Here is a 745-nt window from a genome sequence, read left to right as displayed (position 1 = left end):
CCGCTGGCCTGCAACACGGCCGCGCCGGACGAGGGCAACATGTACCTGCTGGGCCATATCGGTTCGGCGGAGATCAAGGACCGGTTCCTGAAGCAACTTATCTCGGGCGAGGCGCGCAGCGCGTTCTTCATGACCGAGCCGGCCGAAGAAGGCGGTGCCGGTTCCGATCCGTCGATGATGCAGACCACTTGCCGCAAGGACGGCAATCACTGGGTGATCAACGGGCGCAAGGCCTTCATCACCGGCGCCGACGGCGCGAAAGTCGGTATCGTCATGGCGGCTTCGGAAGAAGAGGATTCCAGGGGCGGCGCATGCATGTTCCTGGTCGATCTGCCAGACCCCGCGATCCGCATCGTCGACGTGCCCAACACCATCGATACCTCCATGCCTGGCAGTCACGCGACGGTCGAGATCGAGAACCTGCGCGTTCCGGCAGACCAGCTTCTTGGCCAGCCGGGCGAAGGGTTCAAGTACGCGCAAGTCCGCCTGAGCCCTGCGCGCCTCTCGCACTGCATGCGCTGGCTGGGTGCGTGCATTCGCGCGCAGGAAATCGCCACCGACTATGCCTGCCGGCGCGAGGCGTTCAAGAAGACGCTGATCGATCACGAAGGCGTGGGCTTCATGCTTGCCCAGAACAGGATCGACATCAAGCAGGCCGAACTGATGATCTACTGGTGCGCCAGCGTGCTCGACACCGGAGACCTCGGCTCGACCGAAAGCAGCATGGCCAAGGTCGCCGTATCGG

At 63.8% G+C, this 745-nt stretch carries 1 protein-coding gene; it reads left to right on the top strand.

The window, feature by feature from the left end; all coding sequences use genetic code 11:
- On the top strand, positions 1 to 745 hold a 745-nt coding region (locus A7A77_RS17320), incomplete at both ends, for an acyl-CoA dehydrogenase family protein (RefSeq protein ID WP_172799944.1).

Source organism: Croceicoccus bisphenolivorans, from assembly GCF_001634625.1.
Lineage (GTDB): Bacteria > Pseudomonadota > Alphaproteobacteria > Sphingomonadales > Sphingomonadaceae > Croceicoccus > Croceicoccus bisphenolivorans.
The sequence above is the reverse complement of the archived record's forward strand: the minus strand, read 5'-3'. Positions and strand labels throughout refer to the sequence as shown.